The sequence below is a fragment of the Sphingomonas sp. NFR04 genome (genome assembly GCF_900114095.1).
In the GTDB taxonomy this organism is placed as follows: Bacteria; Pseudomonadota; Alphaproteobacteria; order Sphingomonadales; family Sphingomonadaceae; genus Sphingomonas.
The window spans coordinates 205,769-230,000 of sequence record NZ_FORV01000007.1; the positions used below are offsets into that span (position 1 = coordinate 205,769).

Here is a 24,232-nt window from a genome sequence, read left to right on the forward strand (position 1 = left end):
GTCTGGCGCCGCCGTGCGGGCCACTATCATGCGGCTGGCGGAGAGGCCAGCACCGGCGCCGACGCAACCGCGCCGCGCAAAAAATCGGCCGTTTCGCGAATTTGCTGATCCAGCGGAACAGTTGCGATGCCGTGCTGCGCAAGGAGCGCTGCATAGCTCGCGTCGTCACCCGCATAGCGATCCGCCGATCCTTCCGTGATCAACGCTCGTTCGACCCCCACGCCTCCCAAGGTTTCCGCCACCGTCGCGGCGACGGCGCCCAACTCCATCACGGCCCCCCCGGAATCGAATTGGACGACGCCCGACGTATTTTCGCGCATCAGGGACAAAATCAAGGAGATAAGTTCGCGAATGGCCACATAGGCGCGGAATACCTCGCGCGGCGCCCGCACGGTGATCGGCCGCTGCGCCAGCGCGTCGAGGATGAAGTTGGCGATCGCATAGGCCGCGTGCTTGTTGATATATGGCCCGGTGATGTTGAAGATCCGGCCGATCACCGCGCGCCGGCCGGACTCTTCCGCCCAGGCGGCGAAGCGGCGTTCGTCCTCCAGCTTCATCGCGCCGTACAGCCGCATCGCCCGGCTCGCCTGCAAGTCATCGACCTTGGTCACCGCCCCCGAGGAGGCGACGAACAATGCCTCGACCGGCAAGCTCCGCGCCGCCGCGAGCACCGTCGCGCTGATCGTCTCGTTGGCGGCGCGATAGTCTTCCTCGCTGAGCGTCTCGGCGCGATCCTTGGTGAGGAACGCGAAATGGAACAGCCAGATGCGCTGCGCCTGCAGCTGCAGCAGCTCCGCCAGCGGCTTTTGCCGCACCTGGCGGCCGCTCTGCAGCGTCAGCGTGCGTGCAGCGCTGCCGTAACAGGAGACGCGCGTCTCCAGCGCGTCGCCCAGCGTCTTTTCCAGCAGGTCGAGCGTCGCCAGCCCCAGCCACCCCCCGGCTCCGGCAAGGACGATATGCTGGTCGCCCTCTGCCAGATGGCGGGCGACGGCGGGTTCAAGCATGGACCGAACCGATGCGTTCCGACAGCGCATCGGTGAAGGTGGCGAAGCAGTCGAAACAGGCGGACTGGCCGGGATCCCATTCGGGGTCGGCATAGCCATAGGTCATCAGGTAGAACGCCATGCCCGCATCCCGCGCGACCGCGTGATCGAGTTCGCTGTCGCCGACGAATACCGCCTCGTGCGGCGCACAGCCGAGACGATCGGTAACCGCACGCAGCAGATCGGGCTCGGGCTTGGGCCGCAGCCCCGGCTGGCCGCCGACGACGACTTCGAAATACTGGGCCAGCCCGGTGTCCGCGAGCACCTTCTCGCACAGATTCTGCGGCTTGTTCGAGCAGATGGCGAGGCGGAGCCCGGCGCGGTGCAGCCGCTCCAGCCCGGCCGCAACCCCCGGGAACAGGCTATCGCGCTTGGTGACGTGGCGCGCATAGCGGGCGCGGAAGTCGACCAGGTCGTTCGCGAAGTGGCGCCGCGCCGGCCCGAGCAACGCCGAGACCATCTCCGCGCCGCCGCTGCTCATGTGCAGCCGCGCCTCGACCGGATCGATCGCGTGCTTCACCCCCCGATCGCCGATCATGCCCGTCAGGATCGACACGCAGACCTCGCAGCTGTCGACCAGCGTGCCGTCGAGATCGAAGATGACGTGCCGGATCACGGGCGCATCGCCTCGGCCAGATCCTCGCGCGAGAGGAAGGGCGAGAGGTCCTCGAGCGTCGGCGACACCATCGTGCCGTCCTCCAGGCGCCGCGAGCTGAGCTTGGGGGCGAATTCCTGGCGCTTGTCGATCATCACTTCGCACAGCTGCGGCCCCTCGCCGTCCAGCGTGGCGCGGATCGCCGCCGACAGATCGGCATGGCCCGCGACGTTGGACGAGGGCAGGCCGAAGCCCGCCGCCAGCTTGGCGAAATTGGGGAAGGACAGGCCGCTGTCCGGGCCGCAGCCGACGATGTTGTCCGGGAAGTGGTTCTGCTGCGACTGGCGGATCGAATGATAGCCGTCATTGTTCAGCACGAAGATCTTCACCGGCAGATTCTGGCCGACGATCGTCTGCAGTTCCTGCAGGTTCATCATGATGCTGCCGTCCCCGGCAAGGCAGATGATCCGCCGTCCGCCGCCCGCCTGATAGGCGCCGATCGCGGCCGGCAGGTCATAGCCCATCGAGGCGCAGCCCGAATTGGTGAAGAGGCGCTGGCCCTGTTTCAGATCGGCCGCCTGGAACATGGTGACGCAGGCGGTGCCGTCGCCGGAGACGATGATGTCGCCTTCCTCCAGTTCGCGGAACAGCAGCTCGCCGAACACATAGGGGTTGATCAGCCCGTCGGTCTCCCAATAGTCGGGCAGGACCACCGGATATTGCGCCGCGCGCCCGCGACTGCGCGCCAGGAAGGCGGCGCGCGCCTCGGCCTTGTCGCCTTCCGGCAGCGGCAGGGCCGCGGCGACCGCGAAGAAGGCGCGCAGGTCGGCGTGGATCGGGCGGTGGAGGCTGAGCGTCGGCTTGGCGAGCTCGGCGCCGTCGATCTCGACCATCGCGATGCGGGCGTTGCGGGCGAAGCTCTGCCAATTGTAGCTGATCTGGCGAATGTTGAGGCGCGAGCCGAGCACCAGCACGTAATCGGCGGTCTGCACCGCGAAATTGCCGCCGCGATCGCCGACCGTGCCGGGCCGGCCGACATAGAGCGGGTGGGCGTTGGGCATCGTGTCGTGCGCGTTCCAGCCGGTCACCACCGGCACGCCCAGCCGCTCGACGAAGCGCAGGAATTCGGCATGCTGGCCCGCAATGCGGACGCCGGCGCCGACCAGCACGACCGGACGCTCGGCGGCGCAGAGTTCGCCCAGCATCGCCGCGACTTCCGCCTCGAGCGCTGCGCCTTCGAGCAGGCCGAGTTCGGCACGGTTGTTCGGCACCTCGCCGGCCTCGTCGGCGCTGGCGGGGTCGAACGGCTCGAGCGCGTCGAAATCGACCGGCGCGGCCTGGACGTCGATCGGAACATCGATCCACACCGGGCCCGGGCGGCCGCGGCGGCACAGATACAGCGCCTTCTCCACGACCTTGCGCGTGTCGAGCGGATCGTTGAGCACCACGGCATATTTGGTGATGCCGCGTACCATCGAGACGATGTCGACTTCCTGATCGCCCAGCTGGCGCAGCGGGATGGCCGGATAATTGCCGGCATAGGTCTCGCGCTTCACCTGGCCGGACACGACCACCATGCCGATCGAATCGACATAGGCGCCATATACGCCATTGAGCGCATTGACGCCGCCCGGCCCGGTGGTGACGTTAACCACCGCCGGCGTGCCGGAAAGACGGCAATAGGCCTCGGCGGCGATCGCCGCGGCCTGCTCGTGATGGGTGAAGACCTTGTTCAGGCCCTTCTCTCGGCCGAATGCATCGTTCAGATGCATGGCACCGCCGCCGGTGAGCATGAAGCAGTCGGTGATCCCGTGCTCCACCAGCATGCGGGCAATGAGATCGGCTACGCGCGTTTTTGCCATGCTATTCGAACCAGCTCACTTTTTGCCGAGAAGATCTCCATCATTGTAGATGCGACTTCCTTAACCGGCTCGATATCGTTGATGATTGTCTACGGGGTTCGACGGATCGTAGCGGCCCTTGTTCCCGCCAGTGCCTGCCGGGGGCGCCCGCCTGCGCCGCCCGGCACACCAAGTTTCGCGTCAGGCGCCCTGACGGAGGAAGAGCGCGATCTGCTCGACGATATAGTCGAGATGATCGGCGGTCAGCCCCGGATAGACGCCGATCCAGAAGGTGTTGGTGGTAACCAGATCCGCATTGGTCAGATCGCCGACCACGCGGTAGTTGCGACCCTTCATATAGGGCTGGCGCAGCAGGTTGCCGCCGAACAGCAGGCGCGTGCCGATCTTCTTCTCGTTGAGATACTGGACCAGCGCCTCGCGATCGATGCCCGCTTCCGGACGGATCGTGATCGGGAAGCCGAACCAGGACGGCTCGCTGTTCGGAGTCGCCTCCGGCAGGATGAACACGTCCTCATGCGCACGCAGGCGCTCGGTCAGCCCGGCGAAGTTGCGCGCACGGGCGGCGATGAAGCCGTCGAGATGGCCGAGCTGCGAGAGGCCGACGGCCGCCTGCATGTCGGTGATCTTCAGGTTATAGCCGGCGTGGCCATAGGTATATTTGTGGTCGTAGCCCATCGGCAGCGTGCCGAGCTTGCGGGCGAAGCGCTTGCCGCAGGTATTGTCCTGGCCCGGCGCGCACCAGCAATCGCGGCCCCAGTCGCGCATCGACTCGATCACGCGCTTGAGGCGCGGCTTGTCGGTGAACACCGCGCCGCCCTCACCCATGGTGATGTGGTGCGCCGGATAGAAGCTCAGCGTGCCGATATGGCCGAAGGTGCCGACGCCCTGACCGTTATAGGTGGCGCCCAGCGCGTCGCAGCAATCCTCGACGACCCAGAGATTATACTTCTCGGCGACGCGCATCACCTCGGCGAGGTCGAACGGGTTGCCCAGCGTGTGCGCGATCATGATCGCACGGGTCTTGTCGCTGACCGCCGCCTCGATCATCTCGGGCTTGATGTTGTAGGTGGGGATGTCGACGTCGACGAACACCGGGGTCAGGCCGTATTGCAGCGACGGGTTGACCGTGGTCGGGAAGCCGGTGGCGACGGTGATGACCTCGTCGCCCGCCTTCAGCGCGTCGCCGCGGAAATAGTGCGAGGTCAGCGTCGACAGCGCCAGCAGGTTCGCCGACGAGCCGCTGTTGGTGGTCAGCGCGTGCGCGACGCCGAGACGCTTGGCCAGCTTAGCCTCGAACGCGTCGTTGAAGCGACCGGTGGTGAGCCAGAAGTCGAGCGAGGAATCGACGAGATTCCGCATGTCGCTCGAATCATAGACCTTACCCGAGACCGGCACGACGCTTTCGCCGGGCACGAAGGTCTTGGGCGCGTGGAAGCGCCGGGCATATTCCTCGGTCAGGTTGAGGATCAGCGAGCGAAGCTGGCCCTCGTCGCAATCTTCGGCCAGCGCGGCCGGGTTCGCAGCCAGTTCCTGAACAGTCATGATCCTACTTTCTCCCCGCCAGCACGCGGTCTAGCTGCTGGCGATATGCATCCAATTGGGCAATTGATGTTTCAAGCGCATTTCCGCCATCGGCGACGGCGCGGTGCCAGTCGACGATGTAGCGCAGGGCGTCTTCGAGCCGAAGCGCCGGGCGCCAGCCGAGTTCGGTGCGCGCCTTCGAGCAATCGAGCTTGAGGATCTTGGCCTCGTGCAGCTGCGCCTGCTCCTCGGTGCGCCAGGAGGCACCGCCCCAGGCGGCGCACATGCGATCGGCGATCCAGCGCACCGGCTGGGTGTCGTCGTCGGCCGGGCCGAAGTTCCAGCCGGTCGCCGCCCAGGCATCGCCCGCGGCGAGGTGCTGCGCGATCATCAGATAGCCGCCCAGCGCTTCGAGCACGTGCTGCCATGGCCGGATCGAGCCCGGCGAGCGGATGAACGGCGCTTCGCCGGCGATCAGCGCGCGGACGATGTCCGGGATCAACCGGTCCGCCGCCCAGTCGCCGCCGCCGATCACGTTGCCCGCACGGACCGAGGCGAGCTGCGGCCCGTTGGCGAAGAAGCTGCGGCGATAGGCCGCGATGATCAGCTCCGCCGCGCCCTTGCTGGCGCTGTACGGATCATAGCCGCCCATCGGATCGCTCTCGCGATAGGGCCAGACCCATTCGCGGTTCTCGTAGCATTTGTCGCTGGTGACGCAGACGATCGCCTTCAGCCCGTCGACGCGGCGGCAGGCATCGAGCACGTGCGCGGTGCCCTGGACGTTGGTGGCGAAGGTCTCGACCGGCGTCTCGTAGGACAGGCGGACCAGCGGCTGCGCGGCGAGGTGGAACACCACCTCCGGCTGCGCGGCGGCCATCGCCGCCTCCACCGCCGCCATGTCGCGGATATCGCCTTCGACATGGGTGACCATGTCGGCGATTCCGGCCTGGCGGAACAGGCTGACCGGCTCCGCCTCGAGCGAGAAGCCGGTCACCTCGGCGCCCATGCGGGTCAGCCACAAGGCCAGCCAGCTGCCCTTGAACCCGGTGTGGCCGGTCAGGAACACCCTGCGGCCACGCCAGAAATCTTCGTTCACCATGACTTCCAGGGAGCTCCCTGCGCCCACAGGGCTTCGAGATGCTGCTTGTCGCGCAGCGTATCCATCGGCTGCCAGAATCCGTCGTGGCGATAGCCCATCAGCTCGCCCGAGGACGCCAGACGCTCCAGCGGCTCGCGCTCCCAGATCGTTTCCGGTCCATCGATCAGGTCGACAACGGATGGATCGAGCACGAAGAACCCGCCGTTGATCAGCCCGCCGTCACCGGCCGGCTTCTCGACGAAGCTGCGCACGCTGTCGCCCTGGAACTCGAGCGCGCCGAAGCGTCCCGGCGGTGCGACGGCGGTGATCGTCGCCTTGCGGCCATGCGCGCGATGGAAAGCAAGCTGCGCCGTCACGTCGATATCGGCGACTCCGTCGCCATAGGTGAAGCAGAAGGGCGTGCCCGGCTCCAGATACTGGCGCACGGCGCGCAGACGGCCGCCGGTCATCGCGTCCGTGCCGGTCTCCACGAGCGTGATCCGCCACGGCTCGCTCCAGTTCTGGTGAACCTCCATGCTGTTCTTGGAGAGGTCCAAAGTCACGTCGGCAGTATGCAAGAAGTAATTCGCAAAATACTCCTTGATCATGTACCCCTTATATCCGAGGCAGATCACGAAGTCATTGATCCCATGACTGGAATAGATCTTCATGATGTGCCACAGAATCGGCATCCCGCCAACTTCCACCATCGGCTTGGGACGCACGGACGTCTCTTCGCCTAGGCGGGTTCCCAGCCCCCCGGCTAGGATAACTGCTTTGACCGACATGATATTCCAGTAATTGAGATGACTTTGCCCGCGCCTCCGTGGAAGCTTCCGGTTGGCCTGTCAAGTTCTCTCTCAGACAGCTGGTCGCAGGGAGGAAGCGCAACTAGGCGACCGCCCGCGCGCACGAAGAAGAAGCTGCGGGCGCCAGAGGCTGCCCGGGTTTTTCGATAGCAGCGGTTGCCGAAAGCATCAGTTGCGCGTCCGGGCGCGTGTTAACAATACGCTCCAACTATTCGCCCTTCGGACAGATTGCGCCGATGGGCCGGCATCGCGGCGTGGCGCCTCCCCCTTGGATCGCCGGCCGGGCTATACTTTGATCGCGTCGGGAGGCCGCCGCTCGGCATAGCCCGGTATCTCCCAGGCGATGTGGTGGACCAGCGGCGCAGGCGGCAGGGTACGGCGGCGGAACAGGTTCGCCCGCCACTCCCAGCGTTGCTTGGCGAAGCTGTAGCGTTTCTTGGGCACGAATTCGGCCAGCGACCAGAAGAAGGTCATCGTACGGTCGTGCAGCGTCGCGGTGGGGGATGCCGGGGCGTAGCGGGGATTGGTCTTGCCGAGCACTTCGTCGAGCCGCCCCTGGTCGAGCAGCAGCCCCGCCGCGCGCGCCTCGTCCGCCATCCAGGCGAGCGGATATTTGGACAGGCCGCTGTCCGCCTCGGGCCAGCCGCCGCCGACATCGCCGTGCCAGCCGGGAAACCATACCTGCCGGATGTCGCGGCCGGGCTCCTCCTCGAACCAGTTGACCCGGAAGAAGCCGCGACGCTCGTCGAGCGCCATGGCATGGCGGATGATCGCCGTGCCGGGAACCTTGCGCGTATAGGGCAGCGCCAGCGGGTCGCCGATCCAGCCGACCGAGTTGACCGTATCCCACACGCCGAGGAAATGGACGGGGCAGTCGCGCCAGGAGATGGTCGTCTTGAAGTCGGCGGCGAGCTGGAAATAGTCGCGCTTGTCGGACTCGCGCCTGGCGCGCCGGATCGCCCACATCATCTCCACCGCGAACGGCACCAGGGCGTCGTTGCCCGGCGCCGCGAGGCCGTACATCGACAGCATCGCCGCCACCACCCGCGCGGTATAGGCACCGCGGCTGAAGCCGAACAGGAACACCTGGTCGCCCGGCTGATAGGCGTTCATCAGGAAGCGATAGGCGTCGACGATGTCGTCCTGCAGCCGGTAGCCGAAGGCGAGCCCCAGCCACTTGCCGACAGTGCCGCCCACCTTGGTGCCGATGCCGGTCGGCGCCCGCGTGCCGATGCCCGGATGGTAATAGACCGCTTGCCGCGCAGGATCCTTTTCCAGCGCGTGGAAGAGCTTGATCACGCTGGTGCGATCTTTTGCGAACTCGTTCGAAGTACCGTCGCAGCACAGCACAAGATTGCGCGCCATTTCTTTCGCCTCCCCCGACGTTCCCACCTGCATCCCATCTTGCCCGTTTCGCGCAAAGCTGTCACCATCCCAAGCAAAGAATGTACCCGGGTCCGTGCGTGCGACGAGTCTTAGCGTTTCGTTACTGCTCTGGAGGGGGAAAAGACATTATGAGGATCGCCCGCTCGGTGGCGTTCATCCTGCCGCTGCTCGTGCTGGGGGCGTGCAGCGGCGGCAACAAGGACGCGGCCGCGCTGGCCGGTCTCGACGCGGACCATTTCAAGCACGCCGACGAGGATTATTTCCGCGCCATGGACAATGGCCTGCCGCTCACCCGGGAGGAAGTGCAGGGCCGCAACATGTGGCTGGTCTGGACCGGCGGCAACGATCGCTTCTGGGACTATATGAACAAGCCGACCTTGGGCGGGTTCGACCTGCTCAAGATCGTCGCGCCCGATCCCAATGGCCCCAATCGCCGCGACCATCGCTGGCACCAGCTCGGCATCGTCAACGAACCCTGTTTCGACGCGCCGAGGCAGCCCGACAAGTTCGGCCTGTGGCGCGACGTGCGGCGCAGCGGCCCGGACTGCCCGGCCGACCCCTTCGCCAACGCGCAGAAATATCCTGGCGTCGTCCAGGGCGCGCTCGGCAAGGTCCAGCCGGCGGGCTCCTATTATGGCGAGCCGACCGGCATCCTGGGGCTGCGGCTCTTCCCCAACCCCGCGTTCGACGAGAAGGCGCGCGCCGCGTGGAACGCCGAGCGCTACTACCGCGACCCCAATTACTATAACCGCAAGGATCTGGTCCGGCCGTACCGCGTCGGCATGAGCTGCGGCTTCTGCCATGTCGGCCCCAGCCCGATCCACCCGCCCGCCGACCCCGAGCATCCCAGCTTCGCCGAGCTCAATTCGACGGTGGGCGCGCAATATATGTGGGTCGACCGGATCTTCTTCCCCGATCCCAACCCGCGCAACTTCATGTACCAGCTGGTGATGACCTATCGGCCGGGGGCGATGGACACCTCGCTCGTCTCCACCGACAACATCAACAATCCGCGGACGATGAACGCGATCTACAGCCTCGGCGCGCGGCTGGGAATCGCCAAGCGCTTCGCACACGAGAAGCTGAAGGGCGGCAGCGCCGACAACACCCAGTTCAACCAGTTCACCAACGATCCCGCGCTCACCCAGTTCTTCCACGCGCCCGACGATGTGTGGACGCCGCACGTGCTGAAGGACGGATCGGATTCGGTCGGCGCGCTGGGGGCGCTCAACCGCGTCTATCTCAATATCGGGCTGTTCAGCGAAGACTGGCTGACCCATTTCAACCCCGTCGTCGGCGGCAAGCCGATCACCCCGATCACCATTGCGACGGCACGCCGCAACTCGGTGTTCTGGCGCGCGACCGAGGCGGGCACGCCGAACATGGCGCGCTTCTTCCTCAAGGCCGCCCAGCCCGACCGGCTGCGCGCGGCGCCCGGCGGGGGCGCCTACCTCGCCAAAGACGCGGCGCTGGTCGGCAGCGGCCGCACCGTCTTCGCCGAGACCTGCGCGCGCTGCCATTCGAGCAAGCAGCCCCAGGCACCCGCGGGGATCGACCTGAGTGCGGCGATCACCAAGGACTACAAGGCCGGCTTCCTCGCCTGGTGGCGCTGGACGCAGACCGCCGACTTCAAGGCGAAGATGCGCGCGATCGTCGAGCGGCCCGATTTCCTCGACGGCAATTATCTGAGCAACGAGGCGCGGATTCCGCAGACTCTGCTACGCACCAACCAGTGCAGCCCGCTCGCCACCAACGCGCTGCGCGGCAATATCTGGGACAATTTCTCCTCGGAGAGCTACAAGACGCTCGGCTCGATCGGCCAGTCTTCCTATCAGGACCCGTTCACCGGCCAGACGCTCGCCTATCCGATGCCGGGCGGCGGGCGCGGCTTCACCCGGCCGCCGTCGCTGATCGCGCTGTGGTCGACCGCGCCCTTCCTGCTCAACAACAGCGTCGGGCCGTTCAACGGCGACCCCTCGGTGGCGGGGCGCATGGCCGCGTTCGATGCGGCCATCGCCCAGATGCTCCGGCCCGAGCGCCGCGACCGCGATCCGCTCCAGCCGGGCATTCGCGGCCGGATCGATCGCACCACCCAGACCAGCTATATCTTCGTCCCCGAAAGCTGGGTGCCGCAGCTGCCCGGCATGCCCAAGGCCGATCGGGACCTGCTGGCCAAGCTCACCGACGCGCAGGGCAATATCGCGCTGGGGCCGATCCCCAAGGGCATGCCGGTCAACCTGCTCGCCTCGCTCCAGCCGCTGGCGGAGAGCGACGATCCGCGGGTGATCGTCCAGCATTACCATGCGGTGCTCGAGACGCTGGTGACGCTGAAGCGCCTGCTGCTCACCTTGCCGCGCAATGCCGACGACAAGACGCTGCTCGCGCATTTCGCACCGATGCGGGGCGATCTGATGAAGCTCAGCAAGTGCCGCGACTTCGTGGTCAATCGCGGCCATTATTTCGGCACCGCCCAGTTCAACGACGCCACCGGCCTCACCGCCGACGAGCGCGCCTTCGTCCAGACACCCGAACCGGTGCTGAGCGATGCCCAGAAGACCGCGCTGGTCGCCTATCTGAAGACCCTGTGAGCCAGGTCTACGACTATGTCGTGGTCGGTTCGGGCGCGGGCGGCGGCACGATCGCCGCCCGGCTGGCCGAGGCCGGTTACAGCGTCGCGGTGATCGAAGGCGGCAGCGATCCGCTGCACTGTGGCAAGGATCGCGCCGGCGTCGACTATCGCGTGCCCGCCTTCCACCCGATGGCATCGGAAAATCCGGGCTTCGACTGGCCCTATTATGTCCGCCATTTCGACGACGAGGCGCGCTGCGAACGCGACGGCAATTGGGCCCCGCGCGGCATCTATTATCCCCGCGCCGCCGCGCTCGGCGGCTGCACCGCGCACCATGCGATGATCTTCCTGACCCCGCCCGATTCGGACTGGGACACGCTGGCGGCGGCGACCGGCGATTCCGGCTGGTCGGCCGCCGCGATGCGCCGCCATCGCCGCGCGCTCGAGGCGTGCCGGCACCGCCCGTTGCGCCGCCTGCTCGCGCGGTTGGGCATCGATCCCACCGGCCATGGCTGGCGCGGCTGGCTGCGGGTGGAACGGGCGATGCCGCTCAAGGCGCTCGCCGACCTGCCGCTGTTGTGGATGCTGGTACGGCTCGCGCTCGAAGACCTCGGCCGCGATCGCGGCTGGCTGCGGCGGCTGGGGCTGTTCCTCACCGATTTCGGCGACCCCAATGACGTGCGGCGCGCGGGCGGCGAGCAGCTCTGCTATCTGCCACTGGCGACGTACCGCCATGCCCGCGGCGGCACCCGCGAGCGGCTGCTCGACGTGGCGCGGCGCCACCCCGATCGGCTCCACCTGCGCACCGAAAGCTGGGCGAGCGCGATCCAGTTCGACGGCGACCGCGCCACCGGCGTGCGGGTCGAACGTTGCCCCGGCCGCCAGCACGATCCCTCTCGCCCGGCCGAGCAGGTCGAGATCGTCGCGGCACGGCGCGAGGTGATCGTCGCCGCGGGCGCATTCGAGACGCCCAAGCTGCTGATGCTTTCCGGCATCGGCGATCCTGCCGCCCTCGCCGCCTGCGGCATCGCGCCGCGCATCGCCCTGCCCGCGGTCGGCCGCAACCTGCAGGACCGCTACGAGATCGGCATCGTCCATCGCATGGCGAGACCCTGGGCATCGCTGCGCGGCGCGCGGTTCGACGTGCACGACCCGCTCTATCGGCGGTGGCGCTGGTGGCGCGGCGGCATGTACACCTCCAATGGCTGCGCGATCGCGGCGCTGCGCCGCTCGTCCCGTGCGGATGGGGCCAATCCGGACCTGGTGCTGATGGGGCTGCTCGGGCGATTCAGCGGCTATCGGGAGGGCTATGCGGCGGCGATCTGGCCCGGGCTGAACGGTTTCACCTGGGCGATCCTCAAGGGCGGTACGCGCAACCGGGCGGGCAGCGTGACACTAAATCCCGCCAATCCGCGCGGCGCGCCGATCATCAACTTCCGCAACTTCGCGGAAGGCGGCGCGGCCGATCTCGATGCGCTGGTCGAGGGCGTCACAATGGCGCGGAGTCTCGCCGCGCCGCTGATCGCAGCGGGGCTGATCGCCGAGGAGGAAATCCCCGGCTCCGGCCTTACCGGTCCGGCACTGCGCGACTGGGTCGCCGATCACGCCTGGGGGCATCACGCCTGCGGGACGGCCGCGATCGGTCCGGTGCTCGACGGCCAGTGCCGGGTGCACGGCGTCACCGGCCTGCGGGTGGTCGACGCTTCGATCTTCCCGCATATCCCGGGGCTGTTCCTCGCCGCGCCGATCATGCTCGCGGCCGAGAAGATCGCCGCCGACATCCTGCCCGGGGCGCCCGCTACCGCCTGAGACGTCAGCGCGCCGCGATCGATGCCAGCCCCGCGAGGCCGGGCAGGAAGAAATAGGCTCCGCCGCGCACGGTGACGAAGCGCGGCAACGCCCGGGCGATGCGCGGCAGCCCCTCGGCATCGTGATAGCGGAACAGATCGGTGCGGCGCGCATCCGGGAAGGGCAGGCGGTTGCCGAGCAATGGATCGCTCTCCTGGCACAGCCCGGCAAAGGTGGGGCTGGCCAGCCACGCGCCCTGGACGAACTCGAACTGCCGGGCGAGATTGGCGTTGAGGCACAGGAAGTGGAGTCCGGCTTCGGGCGCGGGCCCATCCAGCCCCAACGCCGCTTCGGGCGACAGCAGGGTGCCATAGGGCCGTCCGCGGCGGAGCAGCCGGTGGAAGCGCGCGCTCGCCACCGCATCCTCCTGCGCCGGCCCCGCGAAACCGAGCGTCGCGATCAGGTCCCGGACGAAGCCGCGCCGGCCCAGCGGATCGTCGCCGACGCGCGGATTGGCGCGGCGGACATGCGCGCCCAGCGGACAGGCGAGGCCGTGCGGGTCGTCCTTGAACAGGAAGTCGTTCGCCCCGGCGCCCTCTCCGGCAAGTCCCGGCAGCGCGTCGCCGTCGATCCCCCGCCCCACCAGCCGCTCGGCAAGCCAGCGCGCCTGGCCAGGGCCCGCCGCCTCGGCGGTCCAGCGCCAGAAGCCGGCCACGTCCTGCTCGAGCTGGCGGTACACGAGATAGCTGCCGTTGCGCTGGACCAGCGGCCCGCCGGGATCCCCCGCCACCGCGCCATATTCGTTGGTGTGGCCCAGCAGCACCTCGCCGAGCGCGATGCCCGGCCGATAATCGCGATTGACCGCGCCGGTCAGCGCGAGCCTGGCTTCCCAGTCGAGATCGGGCTGCGACAGGCCGTCGGCAAAGCCGAAGGGTTCGCGCGAGGGCCGGCCGTCCTCGTCCCCCGGGCAGCTGTCGAGCGCCGCCACACGGGTGAAGCCGCTTGCGAGCGCATCCTGCTCGATTGCCGACGCCCAGCCGCCGAACGCGTCCCGCCGCGCGATCAGCACGAGGAGCATGTGCGGCTCGTTCGCGCCCACGCCCCAGTGCCAGCGATCGGGGGCGTTCTCCCCGACATCGCCGAGCCGGTGCGATCGGCGCTCGCTGCCCGCCATGCCGTCGAGAAATTCGGGGGCCAGCGTCTCCAGCTCCGCCGCTTCGAACCCGGCCGCGATCAGCCCGGCGGGGGTGAAGGCGATCTGGAGCACCCGGTCGAGCGTGGTGCCGCCGCCGCCCACCGCGCCGGCGGGGGTCGGCACCTGCCGGGCCAGCCAGGCCTTCGCCGCTGCCGCATCGCCGATCCGCAGCAACAGGTAGCGTGCGGCGCCGAGCGAGCCGAAGCCGGATCGCACCAGCGCCTGGACGTCGTGCAGATCGGCGCGCGGTGCGGGCATCGGCTCAGATCTCCGCCACGAAGCGGTGCAGCGCCGTGCCGGTCGGCCGCGCTTCGAACGCCGCGCGCAGCCGGGCATTGCGCGCCATGTCGTAGGCAGTCAGCCCGCGAAAGGCATTGTACCAGAGCTGGGTCGGGATCTGGTGGTGGAACAGATACCATTTGAAGTCCTGCTCGTGGCGCGCCCCGCCCAGGATCAGCCAGTCGGTGCGCGGATAGCCCAGCCCGTTCGAGAAGGAGAGATTGAGGCCATAGGCGACCTTGTTGATGAAGTCGTCATTATAGGCCTCGCGGCTGCCGTCGTAATTGCTCGCGAAGAACACGCGGCGCTTGTCGTCGAGGAAGGTCCAGCTGGCAAAGTGGATCGTGTTCACCCGCCCCAGCCGCCCGCGCCGGAAGAGGTGGTGCGCGCCCCAGCCGATCGCGGCGAGGATCGCGATGGTGAGCCAGCGGCGGAACCGGCCCGGCTTGAGCGTGCCGATCGCGCTATACTGGTTGGCGACATCATGATCCTCGATTGCCGAGAGCATCGCGTTGCGCGCGCGGACGGGCCGCGGCGCGATCACCGGATCGGTCGTCTCGCGCCGCCGCAGCATCACGATCAGCACCGGCGCGGCGAGCAGCAGCAGCGGCAGGAAGGCCAGCAGCAGCAGCGGCGGCAGGAGCAGCCCGGCCAGGCCTGCGAGCCGCGCCAGCAGGCCGGGCGCGGGGACAGGCGTCAGCGGGACCGCCGCCGCCGCGGCCTCCAGGTGCGGCCACAGCGCTTCGGGTGTCGCGGCCGGATAGGCAAGCCGCGCCGCCAGCAGCGCATCGTGCAGCGCAGCTTCCTCGCGGATCTGCCGGCTCGCGCGATCGGGGCGATTGGCATAGGTGGCGGCCGGACGGATCTGGTGGCGGCGCATCCAGGCCGCCAGCGCATCCTCGGCAAGCCCGGGATCGCAATGGCGGAAGATGCGGGTGAGGCCCGGCGCGGCCGCCGCCACGAAGCGGTCGATCAGCTCCTCCGGCGAGCCGTCGCCGTCGACGAGCAGCGCGAGCCTGGTCGGCTCATGGGGCGGAAACGGGCTGTGCCCGATGCGATCGGGCAGCGACGGGTCCTCGAGCACCACGAACCGCGCGACCTGCACCCCGGCGATCGCGCCGAACGGGACGAGCGGATTGGCCGGGTCTGCCTGGCCCGGCGCGCAGGCCATCGACCGCAGCAATTCGTCGAGCGGCGCGATTGCATCCTGCGCCACTTCCGCCGCGACGAAGAGGGTCGACAGCCGCGGCATGGTGCCCGCCCTACACTTCCAGCACGAAGTGGATCAGCGGCTTCTTGCCCCAATAGACCTTGCCGAGGAACAGCCCCGGCGCGACCAGCCGGATCTCGTCGCGCACCCGCTCGGCGACGAGCGAGGTCTGCGAATAGTCGATGACGATGCAATCCTTCTGATCATACCAGCTCTCGCCATAATAAACCCTGGCGACGATCGCCTTGAGGCCGAATGGCAGGATGTGGTTGCGCAGAAAGCCATGTTCGGCGTCGAACACCTTGCCCTGCCACGCAAAAAGATTGACGAGCTGCGCCAGTTCATGTGTGAAGACGGTGCCCGGCGCGATGATCGCGGTGCCCTTTGCCTCGCCATCGGGAATATCACCGCGTTCGGCACCGGCGAACAGATCGTCGAGTTCCTGATTCGATTTCGCCAAAAGATCGGCAACGGTGACCGTCATGGCATCCCCTCTCCCGATTCTCTTCGCAAATCATCCCGCACTTCCTCGCTCCTGGCAAGTCATGCTTGGATTCTATTTGCGGCGCGACAGTATTCGCCGATGACAGCAATCGCATTTTCCTGCACAATCGCGCGCAGATGGGGGAGTGGATGCGCGCAATGGAATTGCGTTGGCTGCACGATGTTCTGCAGGGCACGCTGTATGCGGAGCGGCGGATCGATCCCTGGATCCGTCCGGCGCTGGACGCGCTGCTGCAGCGACCCGGCACCGCGCTGGTGCAGGCGCTGATCCGCGCCGGTCGCAAGGACGAAGGGCTGTCGCTCGCCGAGGAACGCATCGAGCCCGACGAGGCGGCGATCCTCGACCAGATCCTCACCCGGATGCGCGCGCACATGGCGCAGGACTTCGCGCCGGCGACGATGGAACGCGGCGGCAACACCAAGACGCACGGCGTCGTGCGCGGCGAGCTGACGGTGCATCCCGGGCTGCCCGAGGCACTGCGCAAGGGCATCTTCGCAGTCGAGCGCAGCTACCCCGCCTGGGTGCGGTTCGGCGGGCCGGGCCCGCACACGCCGCCCGATATCGACGATGTCGGGGTGCTCAGCATCGGCGTGAAGCTGATGGACGTGCCCGGCCCCAAGCTGCTCGACGACGAGGCGCATACCCAGGACCTGACCGGAATCAGCTGCCCTACCTTCACCACGCCGACGGCGCGCGAAAACGCCTATCTGCAATATTGGAGCCGGCGCGAGCTGCCGCTCTGGTACTTCCTCAATCCCGGGCGGCCGCACCTGCTCGACCTGCTGATGCAGGGCTTGTGGAGCAAGACCCAGGGCAACCCGCTCGGCACCCCCTATTACAGCTGCGTGCCCTATCTGCTGGGGGAAGGAACGGCGATGCACTATGCCTTCTTCCCCGAAGCCGCCGTGGACATGCGGGTCGACCGGCTGCCGCGGCGCCCCTCGGACAACTATTTGCGCGAGAACATGGCGAAGACGCTGGCGGCGCACGCGGCCCGCTTCACCATGACCGTGCAGCTGCAGACCGATCCGCGCCGGATGCCGATCGAGCATGCCGGGGTGCTGTGGCCCGAACGCCTCTCGCCGCGCGTGCCGGTGGCGACACTGCACCTTCCCCCGCAGCGCTTCGACAGCCCGGCGCAGCTCGCCTTCGCTCGCAACCTTGCGTACAATCCGTGGCATTGCATCGCCGAGCACCGCCCGCTCGGCAATCTCAACCGCGCCCGCCGCCGGCTCTATGCCGAGCTGTCGCGCTTCCGTCAGGCCGCCAATGGCGTCGGCCATGTCGAGCCGACCGGCGCGGAGACGTTCGAATGAGCCGCTCCGGCAACCGGCTGCTCCTCGCCGCCACGCTGGTCTATCTCTGGGGGGGGCTAGCGCTGGACCTGGTCATCGCGGTGCTCGCCTGGATGCATCCGCAGCTCTGGTTCGGCTTCTTCCATGCCGGTACGCCGCAGGGCCTGGAGATCGCGCTGCTGCGGCGCGCCGCCGGGCAATGGGCAGCCTTCGCGCTGGCACAGGCCGCCGCGCTGCTATGGTTCCGGCGGGCGCCGGTCTGGCTGGCGATCATGGCCGGGATCCGCTTCTCGGACCTGTTCACCGACCTGTTCTACCTGCTCGCCGCGCGGCCGCTGACGCCGCACGGCTGGTGGGTACTCGCACCGCTGCCGCTGATGAACCTGGGCGGGGTCTGGCTGCTGCTGCGCTGCCACGCGATGATGGCGCGCACGCCTCGCCGTGGGCCGAAGCGGAAGCGTGTGCTCGCTGTCGCATCGGGTTGACGGTCGATCGAATTTGTCTGACTAAAGCCGAGGACGGCGTGCCGATGGCAGGGGCGCTGCGGGTATAGGGCGGATGTCATGATCGAAGGCCGTGATTCTAACAGGTGCGGCGACGCGGAAACGGAGCGCGCGCCTTCGTTGCGCCTGGGCCGGCGCAGCCTGATCGGCGGCATGGCGGCGCTGTCGGTCGCGCCGGCGGCGGCATGGGCGCGCGATACGGCGACGATCGTCAATCCGGTGGTGCGCCAGCGCGCCGATGCGCAGGTCTTCCGCCACACCGACAGCTGGTATTACCTGACCGGATCGGTGCCCGAATATGACCGGCTCGTGCTGCGTCGCTCGAAGACGCTGGCAGGCCTCGCCACCGCGCCCGAGCGGGTGCTGTGGCGGCACGCGGCGCGCGGGCCGATGTCCGGCTTCCTTTGGGCGCCCGAACTGCACCTGGTCGACGGCAAATGGGTGATGTACTTCGCCGCCGGCCCCAGTGGCGGCGGCGAGGACGTGTTCCGCATCCGCACCTATGCCGTGGCGTGCGACGGGCCCGATCCGATGACGGGCAGCTGGTCCGTGCTGGGGCAGCTCCAGACGCCATGGGACAGCTTCAACCTCGATTCCACCAGCTTCGTCCACAAGGGGCGGCGCTATCTCGCCTGGGCGCAGCGCGAGCCCGGCATCGAGACCAACTCGAACCTGTATCTGGCGCCGCTCGCCTCGCCGCTGACGCTGGCCGCCAAGCCGGTGCGGCTGTCGGTGCCGACGCTCGACTGGGAGATACGGGGCTTCAAGGTCAACGAGGCGCCTGCCGTGCTGATCCGCAACGGCAAGCTGTTCATGACCTATTCGGCGAGCGCCACCGATGCGCGCTACTGCCTGGGCATGCTCACCGCCCGCGCCGATGCGGACCTCATGGACGCGGCCAGCTGGACCAAGTCGCCGGTGCCGGTGTTCCAGACTTCCGCCGCGCACAAGATCTACGGGCCCGGGCACAACAGCTTCACGGTAGACGAGCGCGGGCGCGACGTGCTGGTCTACCATGCGCGCGACTATGCCGAGATCCAGGGCGACCCGCTGTTCGATCCCAACCGCCACACCCGCATGCAGTATTTCCGCTACCGCGCCGACGGCACGCCGGACTTCGGCGAACCGGTCGCCAACGGCCCGTTGCCAAGGCGTTGAGGCGCTCCGCGTCGCTTGCACTGGCCCTGCTCGCGGCGGCGGGCGGGGCGGCGGCCAGTGCACCGCGCCCTGCGCCGCTGGTGCTGGAGGGTGCGGTCGCCGGGGTGCATGATCCGGCGATCCTGCAGGACGGCGATACCTATTATCTGTTCGCCACCGGCCATCTCGGCAGCGCGCAGGGACTGCTGCCGCTGCGCACCTCGACCGACCTGCGCCACTGGACGCTGCGCGGACCGAGCGTTGCGAAGTTGCCGGACTGGGTGCGCACCGCCGTGCCGGGCGCGACGGGGATATGGGCGCCGGACATCTCCAAGGCCGGCGGCGAATATCGGTTGTATTACGCGGTCTCCACCTTCGGGAAGAATCGCTCTGCCATCGGTCTCGCCACGGCGACACGGATCGACCCGGCGGCGCCGGCGGCGCATTGGACCGACCGCGGCCCCGTCGTGACCTCGGGGCCCGGCGACGTCTTCAACGCGATCGACCCGATGCCGTTCGGCGATGCGGAGGGCCGCGCCTGGCTGGTGTTCGGCAGCTTCTGGTCGGGCATCAAGCTGATCCGCATCGATCCCGCGACCGGGCTGCGGCTGGCAGGCGACGCGCCGCCCCGCGCGCTGGCGGCGCGGCCGGCCCCAGGCGCGGTGGAGGCGCCATATGTGATCCGCCATGCCGGGCGCTATTATCTGTTCGTGTCGTTCGACTTTTGCTGCCGCGGCACCGCGAGCAGCTATCACACCGTGGTCGGACGCGCCTCGGCGCCGGACGGGCCCTATGTCGATCGTGCGGGGCGGCCGATGCTCGCGGGCGGCGGCACGATAGTGCTCGGCAACGGACGAGGGACCCGCTTTGTCGGGCGCGGCGGCGCCTCGATCCTGCAGCGGCGCGACGGCGATGTCATCGTCTATCATGCCTATGACACGCAGCGCGGCGGCACCCCGACGCTGCGGATCCAGCGGCTGAGCTGGACGCCCGACGGCTGGCCGGTGGCGCGCTAGATCAGCGCGGCGAGGCCAGCGGCGCGATCACCCCGGCGGGCCCGGTGAAGTCCGGCACCGCGCCCCGCCAGCGGACGCGCTGGATGCGCGGCGAGCGCCTGGCGGTGCAGCCCATGCCTGCGTCCGGATTGGCGTGGTAGACGATCCAGGTCTCGCCTCCAGGCGTCGTGAAGAAGCCGTTGTGCCCGGGGGCGAAGATGCGCTGTTCGGGGTTGGTCGCGAGGATCGGATCGGGTGCCTTGCGCCATGCCGCGGCGTCGAGCGGGTCGGTGCCGGCCGGCGCGCGCAGCAGGCCGATCGCATAGCCGTCGGACCAGCAGGCGCTGCCCGAATAGGTCAGGTACAAGGTCCCGCGCGGGCCCTGGAGGAACTCCGGCCCCTCGACGATCTGGCGACCGCCCTGGCGCTCCCAAGCGCGGTCGGGCCGCGCGATCGTCGTCTCCGCGCCGGTCAAGGTCCAGGGGTTGGCCATTGCGACGATCCGCAGCGCGCTGTCCGGCCCGTCATAGGCGGAATAGACAAAATAGCGGCGGCCTCGATAGGCGAAGGTCGTGCCGTCGATGCCTGTCAGCTGCGTCTTCAGCTTGCCGCGATCAACCCAAGGACCGCGCATGGGGTCTCGTCCGCTATTCTCGAGCACGAAGATGCCGCGATGCGCGTCGTCATCATGCCCCGCCGCAGCGGCGGTATAGTAGAGGTACCAGCGGCCGCCGATCCGGTGGAGCTCGGGCGCCCAGATCGATTGCGCATTCGGTCCCGAGGTTGGCGGCGTCCACACCGTCACTTCGGGCGCATCGGCGAGGCGGGTGAGGTCGCGGGTCTTGCGGATCGCCAGCCGATTGCCCTGCGTGTTCATGTAGTAATAGGTCTTGCCGTCGCGGACGATCCAGGGATCGGGACCGGACTCCAGCAGCGGGTTATGAACCTGCGCCGCAACGGGCGCAGCAAGGGCCAGCAAGGCGAGCGGAAGAATCGCGCGGATCATGGGTTCGGGAAGGCCTTCAACAGGGCGTCATATTGGCGGCGGCTGATCGCGAGCATCGATCCGTGGCGGATGCCCGCGGGCATCTCGTAGCGGTTCCACGCGGGGACGCCGGTGTTGCCCGAGACCTGGAACCAGGGGCCCTGCAGCGTCGGCGCCTTGGACAGGCCATAGCTGGTGCCGGCATATTGCTCGTAATAGAGCAGCCAGTCGGTGCCGTCGGGCGAGCGGATCAGCGTCGGCGCCTCGCGGAAATTGGGGCTGAGCGGCGCACTCGGCAGCGGATAGGGGCCGAGAAGGCTGGCGGCGCAGCTGATCCGGATCGTCTTGCCGGTGGTCCAGGCATAGCTCGGATAGCGCTCGTCCTTGAGGATCGCGCAATAGCCGCCGCGGTCGCCCGGCTGCAGGATGGTATCGATCGTCGCCATATCCCAGGAGAACAGGCGGCGCGGCGGATCGGCGAAGGTCCGCAGGTCCTTCGACAGCACGTAAAGCGTGCGCTGGCTGGCCCAATAGCGTTCCGGGTCCTGCGCGTCGCCGTCCTCGTTGGGCGTGTGCCAGCTAAGCAGGAAGCGGCCGGAGGCGCTGTCGAAGAACAGCTTAGGCGCACCGATCCGCTGCAGCGCGTGCGGGTGGCCGGGAATGCCGGTCAGGTTGGGCCGATAGGTGCCGAACGGCGTCCAGCGGATCAGGTCGTCCGAGACCCAGAAGCGGATCAGCGGATCCTCGTCGCTGCGATTGCCGACCAGATAATAGCGCCCGTCCGGCCCCCGCGCTATCGAGGCATGGCCGTGATAGTCGCTGGAGACCGGCTGCCCGCCATTGAGCGGGGTCCAGTGCAGCCCGTCGATGCTGACCGAATAATGGAGGACGCCGTAGCGCTCCTTGGTCATGTGCGCGAACAGATAGGCCTTGGCCGGATCGACGGCCGGCGTCTCGGGGCCGCCGGGCGCGGTCTGCGCGGCGGCCGGAAGCGCGATCGCGAACAGGGCCAGCCGACAGAGCGATCGAAGCAGATCCATCCTGCTCTCCTCCAGGGGAGCGGCTGCACCGCCATGCTTGGGCAGTGCAGCCTGCCGGTCAGCGGGCGGCCGGCACCACGCCCTTGGGCGCGGCGGACAGGCGCCGGATCAGGTCGACCTCGGCCTGGCGATAGGGCTTGCCGTCGCCGTGGAAGACCTCGTGGAACCAGATGGTCGGCTCCTCATAGGTATAGGGCTTCTTCCAGCTGTCCCAGGGCAGCCGGGTCTGCGACTTGCCGTCGACGAAACCCCAGTTGAACATGGCGATGTTCAGCCGCTTGCCGATCGGCAGCGTGCCGTCGAAAGTCGATCCGTTGCCGCGCGCCATATATTCGGTGCACAGCACCGGGCGGCCATAGCCGAGCATCTGGTTGGCGCGCCGCTCGAACGTCTCGGGCCAGCTGTAATCGTGGAAGCTCAGCACGTCGGACTGGGCGATCTGGATCTTCTCGACCGCGTCGAGCGTGCTCTGGTCGTCCCAATGGTCCCCGATCCACACGCCCGAGGTGAGCGGCTGGATCGGATCGGCCGAACGCGCCGCGGCGAACACGCGCGGCAGCAGCAGCGCCACATAGTTGTTCTTTTCCGGCGTCGACGCATAATTGCCGCCGCCGGGGTTGTTAGGCTCGTTCCACACGTCCCAGCCGAGCACGCGCTGATCCTTGGCGAAGGTGGTGACGATATCCTTCACATAGGCTTCGAGCTTGCCGTATTGCGCCGCGTCCTTGAGCCGCGCGGCACCCGGCGATTGGGCCGAGCCCGAATTGTGGACGCCGGGGATCGGCGGGCGCTGCGGGCCGGCATGGGGATCGGGATCCCAGCAGCTGTCGAAGAAGATCCACAGCGTCTTGATGTGGTGCCGGGCCGCGATCGTCATGAACTCGTCCATGCGCCGCTTGAGCCCTGCCGCGTCGGTTTCCCACAGCAGGTGGTGCAGGTTCACCCGCATCACGTTCATGCCGATCTTCTCGGCCCAGCCGAGTTCGAGATCGATGCGCTTGGGGTCCCAGGTCTCGGCCTGGAACATCTCGAGCTGGTTGATCGCGGTGGCGGGCGTGAAGTTGGCGCCGACCATCCAGGGCTGCTGGGCATACCAGCCATTGGCCTGCGCCTTGGTCCATTGGTCGCGCGCCTCGGCCGACGGCATGGTGGCGGCGATCGCCAGCGCGGCGCCGGCGAGAAGAAAGCTGCGGCGGATCATCATATGGTCTGCTCCCCTGGTGTCGTTCAGCGCTTCTTCGGCGCCGCGGCCCGGCCGGTGGTCAGGCGATAGGTTATCACGTTGCGATAGGTCTGGCCGGGATCGAGCCGGGCGTCGGGGAAGCCCTTCTGGTTGGGCGCATCCGGGAAGATCTGCGGCTCCATCACGATCGCGTCGCCCTCGCGGTAGATGCGCCCGGCCTTGCCGTGGGTGGTGCCGTCGAGGAAATTGCCCGAATAGAATTGCAGCCCCGGCTGGTTCGACCAGAGCTCGAAGCCGCGGCCCGAGGCGGGATCATAGACCTTCGCCATCAGATGCTGGTCGCGCGTCACTTCGCGGCCGATCACCCAATTGTGATCATAGCCGCGGCCGAAGACGATCTGCTGGTCGCGCGCATCGCGGACCCGGTCGCCCACTGCCTGGGGCGTGCGGAAGTCGAACACCGTGCCGGCGACGCTCTTGAAGGCGCCCGTGGGGATCGCGCCGGCATCGGTGGGCAGATAGGTCTGCGCCGGGATGGTAACACGGTGGCCCATCGCCCCGCCCGTCGAGCCCTCGCCCGAGAGGTTCCAGTAGCTGTGGTTGGTGATGTTGGCGATCGTCGGCGCGTCGGTGGTCGCGGTATAGGTGATCGTCAGGTTGTTCTGCTCGTCGAGGGCATAGGTGGCGTCGACGGTCATCGTGCCGGGATAGCCCTGGTCGCCGTCGCGGCTGACATAGCGCAGCGTCACCAAGGCGGTGGGGCCGTCCTTCGCCGAGATGACCTCCCACAGCACCTTGTCGAAGCCGACGGTGCCGCCGTGCAGCGCGTTCTTGCCGTCGTTGACCGGCGTCTGGAAGCTGCGGCCGTCGAGCCGGAAGCGGCCCTCGGCCAGACGATTGGCAAAGCGGCCGACGGTGGCGCCGAAATACTGCCCCTTGGCGAGATAGTCTGCCATGTTGTCATAGCCGAGGATCACGTCCGCCTTGCGGCCGGCGCGATCGGGCATCACCAGCGACTGGAGCATCGCGCCATAGGCGACGACGGTCGCCGATACGCCGCGCCCGTTGCTGAGCGTGACCGACGCGACGGCGCGGCCGTCCGCCATCTTGCCGAAGGTGCCGCGCTTGGCAGTCGCCGCTTCGGCATGGCTCGACAGCGCGACCAGCGCGGCGATGCCGCAGATCGCCATTGCACCCTTCATCATCCTTCTCCTCCCAAGCGCTTTTTTTCGATTCTCAGCCCGTGCATGGCCG

Annotated in this window: 19 protein-coding genes and 1 pseudogene; 6 read left to right on the forward strand and 14 right to left on the reverse strand. The window is 68.0% G+C overall.

Annotated elements, in window-relative coordinates:
• Positions 1-26 precede the first annotated feature (26 nt).
• The 7 genes from BM009_RS18655 to BM009_RS18685 all read right to left on the reverse strand — a co-directional run bounded on the left by BM009_RS18655 (position 27) and on the right by BM009_RS18685 (position 8,273).
• Positions 27-1,004: an NAD-dependent epimerase/dehydratase family protein gene (locus BM009_RS18655; RefSeq protein WP_175488118.1), complete on the reverse strand. Its 978-nt coding sequence runs from the start codon at positions 1,002-1,004 to the stop codon at positions 27-29.
• Positions 997-1,659 (reverse strand): HAD family hydrolase, encoded by a 663-nt coding sequence (locus tag BM009_RS18660; protein WP_175488119.1) that lies wholly within the window; start codon positions 1,657-1,659, stop codon positions 997-999. Before BM009_RS18660 ends, BM009_RS18655 begins: the two co-directional genes overlap by 8 nt.
• A complete protein-coding gene (locus BM009_RS18665; RefSeq protein WP_093298486.1) occupies positions 1,656-3,500 on the reverse strand; it encodes a thiamine pyrophosphate-binding protein in 1,845 nt (614 codons plus the stop codon). Before BM009_RS18665 ends, BM009_RS18660 begins: the two co-directional genes overlap by 4 nt.
• 180 nt (positions 3,501-3,680) lie before the next feature.
• On the reverse strand, positions 3,681-5,042 hold the full coding sequence (rfbH, locus tag BM009_RS18670) for a lipopolysaccharide biosynthesis protein RfbH (RefSeq protein ID WP_093298488.1): 1,362 nt from the start codon (positions 5,040-5,042) through the stop codon (positions 3,681-3,683).
• 4 nt (positions 5,043-5,046) lie between these two features.
• Positions 5,047-6,117: a CDP-glucose 4,6-dehydratase gene (rfbG, locus tag BM009_RS18675; protein ID WP_254772353.1), complete on the reverse strand. Its 1,071-nt coding sequence runs from the start codon at positions 6,115-6,117 to the stop codon at positions 5,047-5,049.
• Positions 6,114-6,887 (reverse strand): glucose-1-phosphate cytidylyltransferase, encoded by a 774-nt coding sequence (rfbF, locus tag BM009_RS18680; protein ID WP_093298491.1) that lies wholly within the window; start codon positions 6,885-6,887, stop codon positions 6,114-6,116. Before rfbF ends, rfbG begins: the two co-directional genes overlap by 4 nt.
• Positions 6,888-7,193: 306 nt before the next feature.
• Positions 7,194-8,273, reverse strand: coding sequence for a T6SS phospholipase effector Tle1-like catalytic domain-containing protein (locus BM009_RS18685; protein WP_175488120.1), 1,080 nt, complete (start codon positions 8,271-8,273; stop codon positions 7,194-7,196).
• Between the two features lie 149 nt (positions 8,274-8,422).
• Between BM009_RS18685 and BM009_RS18690 the strand changes: the two genes are divergently transcribed.
• Both BM009_RS18690 and BM009_RS18695 read left to right on the forward strand, forming a co-directional pair.
• Positions 8,423-10,882, forward strand: a complete 2,460-nt coding sequence (locus BM009_RS18690) for a hypothetical protein (RefSeq protein ID WP_093298494.1) — start codon at positions 8,423-8,425, stop codon at positions 10,880-10,882.
• A complete protein-coding gene (locus BM009_RS18695; RefSeq protein WP_093298496.1) occupies positions 10,879-12,672 on the forward strand; it encodes a GMC family oxidoreductase in 1,794 nt (597 codons plus the stop codon). Before BM009_RS18690 ends, BM009_RS18695 begins: the two co-directional genes overlap by 4 nt.
• 4 nt (positions 12,673-12,676) lie before the next feature.
• Here the strand turns inward: BM009_RS18695 and BM009_RS18700 are convergent, their stop codons facing one another.
• The 3 genes from BM009_RS18700 to BM009_RS18710 are packed head-to-tail and all read right to left on the reverse strand — an operon-like array spanning position 12,677 to position 15,819.
• The gene (locus tag BM009_RS18700; protein ID WP_093298498.1) at positions 12,677-14,104 is read right to left on the reverse strand and encodes a Dyp-type peroxidase; all 1,428 of its coding nucleotides are present in this window, start codon (positions 14,102-14,104) and stop codon (positions 12,677-12,679) included.
• 4 nt (positions 14,105-14,108) lie between these two features.
• On the reverse strand, positions 14,109-15,377 hold the full coding sequence (locus tag BM009_RS18705) for a hypothetical protein (RefSeq protein ID WP_093298499.1): 1,269 nt from the start codon (positions 15,375-15,377) through the stop codon (positions 14,109-14,111).
• 10 nt (positions 15,378-15,387) lie between these two features.
• Positions 15,388-15,819: a hypothetical protein gene (locus BM009_RS18710; RefSeq protein WP_093298501.1), complete on the reverse strand. Its 432-nt coding sequence runs from the start codon at positions 15,817-15,819 to the stop codon at positions 15,388-15,390.
• 158 nt (positions 15,820-15,977) lie between these two features.
• On the opposite strand from BM009_RS18710, the gene BM009_RS18715 reads away from it, so the two are divergent.
• The 4 genes and pseudogenes from BM009_RS18715 (at position 15,978) to BM009_RS18730 (ending at position 19,791) form a co-directional block, all read left to right on the forward strand.
• Positions 15,978-17,156 (forward strand): catalase family protein, encoded by a 1,179-nt coding sequence (locus tag BM009_RS18715; RefSeq protein WP_217644219.1) that lies wholly within the window; start codon positions 15,978-15,980, stop codon positions 17,154-17,156.
• Complete coding sequence (locus BM009_RS18720) at positions 17,153-17,620, forward strand: hypothetical protein (protein ID WP_093298504.1); 468 nt, start codon at positions 17,153-17,155, stop codon at positions 17,618-17,620. The genes BM009_RS18715 and BM009_RS18720 overlap by 4 nt, the downstream gene beginning before the upstream one ends.
• Before the next feature lie 171 nt (positions 17,621-17,791).
• Positions 17,792-18,816 (forward strand): annotated as a pseudogene (locus BM009_RS18725) (family 43 glycosylhydrolase); the annotation flags it as partial.
• An 84-nt stretch (positions 18,817-18,900) separates the two neighbouring features.
• A complete protein-coding gene (locus BM009_RS18730; protein WP_368085943.1) occupies positions 18,901-19,791 on the forward strand; it encodes an arabinan endo-1,5-alpha-L-arabinosidase in 891 nt (296 codons plus the stop codon).
• Position 19,792: 1 nt separating this feature from the next.
• On the opposite strand, the gene BM009_RS18735 is transcribed toward BM009_RS18730, so the two are convergent.
• Genes BM009_RS18735 through BM009_RS18750 form a run of 4 tightly spaced genes read right to left on the reverse strand, consistent with a single transcriptional unit; the run spans position 19,793 to position 24,180 of the window.
• Positions 19,793-20,776: a glycoside hydrolase family 43 protein gene (locus BM009_RS18735; protein WP_093298507.1), complete on the reverse strand. Its 984-nt coding sequence runs from the start codon at positions 20,774-20,776 to the stop codon at positions 19,793-19,795.
• The gene (locus BM009_RS18740) at positions 20,773-21,795 is read right to left on the reverse strand and encodes a glycoside hydrolase family protein (protein ID WP_093298508.1); all 1,023 of its coding nucleotides are present in this window, start codon (positions 21,793-21,795) and stop codon (positions 20,773-20,775) included. The genes BM009_RS18735 and BM009_RS18740 overlap by 4 nt, the downstream gene beginning before the upstream one ends.
• A gap of 58 nt (positions 21,796-21,853) precedes the next feature.
• Entirely contained in the window at positions 21,854-22,996 is a 1,143-nt protein-coding gene (locus BM009_RS18745) for a cellulase family glycosylhydrolase (RefSeq protein WP_093298584.1), read from the reverse strand.
• 26 nt (positions 22,997-23,022) lie between these two features.
• The gene (locus BM009_RS18750; RefSeq protein ID WP_217644222.1) at positions 23,023-24,180 is read right to left on the reverse strand and encodes an aldose epimerase family protein; all 1,158 of its coding nucleotides are present in this window, start codon (positions 24,178-24,180) and stop codon (positions 23,023-23,025) included.
• Between the last annotated feature and the right edge of the window lie 52 nt (positions 24,181-24,232).